The sequence below is a fragment of the Aquimarina agarivorans genome (assembly GCF_000218485.1).
In the GTDB taxonomy this organism is placed as follows: Bacteria; Bacteroidota; Bacteroidia; order Flavobacteriales; family Flavobacteriaceae; genus Aquimarina; species Aquimarina agarivorans.
Map to the genome: position 1 here is coordinate 1 of NZ_AFPB01000092.1, position 4,791 is coordinate 4,791.

General features: G+C 34.5%; 6 protein-coding genes and 1 pseudogene. All 7 read left to right on the top strand.

What is annotated here, in order from left to right; all coding sequences use genetic code 11:
- A pseudogene (locus GMC_RS19160) lies at positions 1–440 on the top strand (hypothetical protein); the annotation flags it as partial.
- Between the two features lie 199 nt (positions 441–639).
- On the top strand, positions 640–1,170 hold the full coding sequence (locus GMC_RS0105515; RefSeq protein WP_010521198.1) for a hypothetical protein: 531 nt from the start codon (positions 640–642) through the stop codon (positions 1,168–1,170).
- Between the two features lie 40 nt (positions 1,171–1,210).
- On the top strand, positions 1,211–1,438 hold the full coding sequence (locus GMC_RS0105520; protein ID WP_010521199.1) for a hypothetical protein: 228 nt from the start codon (positions 1,211–1,213) through the stop codon (positions 1,436–1,438).
- The gene (locus tag GMC_RS0105525) at positions 1,429–1,722 is read left to right on the top strand and encodes a type II toxin-antitoxin system RelE/ParE family toxin (RefSeq protein WP_010521200.1); all 294 of its coding nucleotides are present in this window, start codon (positions 1,429–1,431) and stop codon (positions 1,720–1,722) included. Before GMC_RS0105520 ends, GMC_RS0105525 begins: the two co-directional genes overlap by 10 nt.
- Before the next feature lie 1,044 nt (positions 1,723–2,766).
- Positions 2,767–3,477 carry a glycoside hydrolase family 24 protein gene (locus tag GMC_RS0105530; RefSeq protein ID WP_010521201.1) on the top strand — a complete coding sequence of 237 codons (711 nt, stop codon included), beginning with the start codon at positions 2,767–2,769 and terminating at the stop codon, positions 3,475–3,477.
- Positions 3,478–3,538: 61 nt separating this feature from the next.
- Entirely contained in the window at positions 3,539–3,877 is a 339-nt protein-coding gene (locus tag GMC_RS0105535; RefSeq protein WP_029489619.1) for a hypothetical protein, read from the top strand.
- Positions 3,868–4,725 (top strand): hypothetical protein, encoded by an 858-nt coding sequence (locus tag GMC_RS0105540; protein ID WP_010521203.1) that lies wholly within the window; start codon positions 3,868–3,870, stop codon positions 4,723–4,725. Before GMC_RS0105535 ends, GMC_RS0105540 begins: the two co-directional genes overlap by 10 nt.
- Positions 4,726–4,791 lie beyond the last annotated feature (66 nt).

Sequence of the window (4,791 nt, forward strand, 5' to 3'; positions counted from 1 at the left end):
GATTGCATGGGATGTATCAACACCTGGTGGCTCAGGTAACCTGGTGGCATCAATTCCAACGAACCAAAGACCAGAAGGGACGGCTGCTAACAACAAAACAAGATTTGCAATTAGCTTGTGATATCCTTTTTGAAACCATCATTTTAAAAGTAGATGAACTCCACGGAAGTCTACGCCAGTTTTTTGAAAAGCTAAAAGAAGGTATTAAAAAGAAAGGCGAAGAGGAACTGTTTAATCGTTTTGATGTGAAACAGCTTACGGGACTTGGAAAAACACAAACCCATAAATATTTACAACAACTTTTAGAGTTGGAATACATCCAGCAATTTGGGTATGCTAACAGGGGTTTTAAATACAAAATCGTGTATTGGGATAATTACAAGGCTTTACGAGCTAAAATCCAAAAAGAACTACAATCTCAAATAGATAAAATCCCCTAGTGTTCATTAGCTGGTGAACGCCAGAGTGGTCTAATAAATATTTTAAAATCAGCTATTTACACTGGTGTTCGTTTTAAGGGTGAACACTAAAACGCTTGAAACCCTTATGAAATCTACAAAAATATTGGTGTTCATCTAATTCTCAGAAAGACTTAAGCGCACCCTTTTAAAATCGTCCTATCCAAAATCAACCTAAGTCATGCCACTACCTTCAAAACGCTACGTAAAAGTAAATGTTAGTCAGCAATTTAATTACCATACCGAAGCTTTTAATCACTTAGTAAAAATGTTGTACCCCAAACGAAATACCATTAATAAATACGATTACTTGATTGATAAACATGCTTTTTTTACAGAATCACAAAAACAAGTGATTAGTAAAACCGCTTCAAGTTTATGTATGTTAAGTGAGTTCTACCGAGATCAGGACAAGTTTGGTAATCTATATGTTACAAGAGAAGATATTTGCAATGCGATCCATATTTTACAAAGAGAACTCGATCTTCAAAACAGGAGTTTGTTATTGCCTCCAGTACTTAAATGGTATGCCATGCAAATCCAATATCATTTTGGTAGTGATCCTTTTACTTTAAAACAACTTCGATTACAACTAGGGAAAAGTAAGAGCCGTGTTTATGATGCTGTCAGAGAATTAGAACATCAAAAGATCGTAAAGCTAGTAGGACAACGTGGTCATGCACATGTTTTTGAGTTGGTCGAACACATCTAATAAAAAGGTATCTTTGTTTTAAGACCAAAAATAAATGATTATGAATGTTGAAGCCACTAAATTACAGTTGATGCAGTCATTACTTGCAGTAAAAAGAGAGTCTTTTCTTGAGCGTTTACAATCAGTATTTGATGAAGAGTTTACGGATTTATGGAGTGAACTTACCGAAGAAGAGCAGAAAGGTATTGAAGAAGGTTTAGCACAAGCAGATCAAGGGAAGTTTGTTAGTGATGAACAAGCTATGAAACGTTTTAGCAAATGGCACTAAAAATTGTTTGGACAGAAAAAGCCCTTGAAGGTTTAGACGAAATCATAGAGTATTTAGAAACCCATTGGACAGAAAAAGAGATTTTACTTTTAGAACAAAAGATTGAAGCATTTAAAAGTAGAGTGAAAAAATATCCAAAAATATATCCACTTCTCGGCAAATACAAAAACACTCATAAAGCTGTTTTAGACAAGCACAACTATTTTGTTTACAGATATAAACCTCGTAAAAAAGTGATCGAGTTAGTTTATTTTAGAGCATCTAAACAAAAACCTATAATATAGATATTAGGACTCCCTATCGGTCGGAATTTAATACACATAGGCTACTTCGCTATCGCTTCGAGTACCTATTGGCTGTCAAAGGTCTCACCAGACCCCACCCTATGCCAATACTTTTTAGTATTCACTTCCACTTGCGTTGCAGGACTACAAAAAAGCTATTGCCCCAGCCGCCCTGGTCTGGCTCGTCGTGTTCCCAGTCTATTGCCCTGTCATACTTTTTGAGTCAAAAAAGTTTGCCACGGCAACATCCCTCCACACTTCATGGGCTCCACCGCTTGGTGGTGCGTAGCATAAAAAAACAATTCAGTACTATTTTATTGAATCAAGATTCTTGTTTTTTTACTCACGCGCAATTGCTGCCTTATTCGGCAGGCAAAAATTGCACGGCACGCCCCACCTTTCCGCTTTATGGTGGAGCTTCGCAGATTACTCAAACGCCGTAAAGGCTTGAAGCACTTTGTGTCGCTCTAAGCCGCTGGGCTACTATTTTAAAAAACGAACGATTGACAAACTAAAAGCTGAATCGAAAAAGCCATGCTTTTAAATCGTTCGATTTTTAAAATACAACAACTGAAAGGCGTTAGTTTTTAGTCAAATAGATTGCTAGAGCAATAAAAATGGCATTTTAACACGAGTTGCGATATCGCTAATAAGTATAATATTGCTTTTAAAAATCACCTGTTAAATAGGTTATTTTTCTTCAAATGAAAACAAAAGGGCTAAGGCAAAAGCGGCTTTTTTACATAATTAGGTTATAGCCCCTGACGCAAGGAAGTGCGGGTATAACTACTGGTTATGTAACTAAGCTTAGGTGGCGCGAAGGGATAGCAAGCAGTAGCAAGACAAAGGCTGTTTGTAAAACATTTGGCTTGCCACTGCGCGGGTAACTACTGCTATTATTTTTTCTTCATCTGAACAATAATGATACTCTAATTATTCAAATGAAAATAAAACGCTTATTTTAGAATCGTGTTAGCACAGACAGACATATCACCCAAAAGACGTTTACGTAAAAAGTTGCACTTAAAGGAAAAAAGTGCACAGATGTTAGCTTTTATCAATCAATTGAAACTTATGTTTCCAGGGGCTAAAGCTGAAGGGAATTATGAAGCCAAAATCAGGGCTTTTATGAGATTGATTAAAGAATTTGAAGGCGTGCCAGGAGAAAAAGGGTATACTACTTTGTTTGGAGGAAGTCAATTCTCTGATACAACCACACATCCTGAAAAGCCAATTCTCTTTCGCACGAAATCTGATGGAACAAAAGTGTATAGTACGGCAGCAGGCTCATATCAAATAATGAAAGAAACTTGGTGGGATTATAATGGTTGGGTGGTAAAGGATCATAAAAAAACAGAAAAAAGAAACGAAAGACGAAACTTCGTCAAAAAATATGGAATTCAAGATTTTTCTGCGAAATCTCAGGATGAATTTTGTATTGCCTTATTGAAACATGCTAGACCTCCAAGGCCTGGTAAAAAAGGTTTATTAGATAATTTACTAGATGGCTTTGTTACTCGTGCTATAGAAGAATTTGCTGCATATACATGGGCTAGTTTTAGTCCAGGAAGGTATGAGAATCAAGGCCCTGCTAAACATGCAAAAACAAAAAGCGAGCGTAAAAAATTAATACACGAAGCTAGAATAAAGCAATTGAAATTGTACGATAAAATTCTTGTAGAGGAATTAGAAGGTCAAACGGATTTACATTTAGAGGTTGGTTTTTTTAAAAAAGTTTGGAATAATAGAACCTAAACCACAAGAACTAATAGTAAACAAAAAAGAAGGACTCGATCTGAATAAAGTAATTGAAGGATTGAATAAAAGAGCAGGTGCTATGGATACATCTGTTGGATATTGTGCTAAATATGTAAGACTTGCTTTAGAAGATGGAGGAATGAATACAGATGGCAGACCAGTATCTGCAAAAGATTATGGTCCATTTTTGCTGAAAAAAGGGTTTAAAGAAGTTCCAGATGGGAATTATCAAATAGGTGATATTGCAGTTATTGAGTCTTTTACTAATAACCCACATGGGCATATAGAAATGTACAATGGGGAAAATTGGGTATCAGATTTTGTACAAAGAACTTTTTACCCAGGGCGATCATATAGAAATGCAAAACCAAATTATAAAATCTACAGATGGGAGTAAATAGAATATTAAGGTTTTTAGTTGTTTGCATAATTTCATTTACTTTTTTTTCGTGTAAAGGTTATGAAAAAAAGGAGCAGTCAGCTATTAGTGATATAAAAATCACCTCAGAAGAACAAAAAACTAAAAATCAAAAGACTACTGAAAACTCTGATCAAAATCAATTGATTGATTTTACCAAAGTCTTTTATAAAACATATTTAAGTTTTCTAAATAATGACATTAATACAGCCAATTTAGAAAAATATTTGTCAGATGATTTAATTAAATATTTGGGGCGATTAGATTATGATGGGATCATCTTTGCTCAGGATAACGAAAAATTTGATTTAAGTAAATTGAAAGTTACTGAAACTCGTTCAAACATGATTTATAAAGTTGAATTTATCAACATGGGTCATGAAACTATTGTATACGCCAAAATTGAATCTCTCAAAAAGCCTTATAGAATAAGTAATCTGACAACGAATTTTAATGAAGCTAGTACTGATATAGTTTTATCGGAGCTAGTAACTGATCAATATGACTTTGATTTTTTAAAGTATTATATTAAAGCAAGGGAAGGAAGCCCTGCAAACACAGCAATTATATACAGTATAGAAAATTTTGATGCAGATACGGCGATTTTTTCAAAGTATACTTATAATGATAATTTTGAATATTTATGTATTAAACAGAAAACAAGTAAGGGGTTGGAACTATATTATAAAAGGGCTTCAGATTATAGTGAATATACAGGAGATATAAGTATACCACTAATTACGATTTATAAAAAAGGAGAAGAGTTCTATGCTAAAAGTTCCCTTATCGAAGAGGGGAAAGAAATTAAGTTAAATGAAGAATTTTAAATCTCAATGGCTCTGATATGATAGAGCGGAATTGCATTCCGTTCTTACAACGAGGATAAAGTGGAC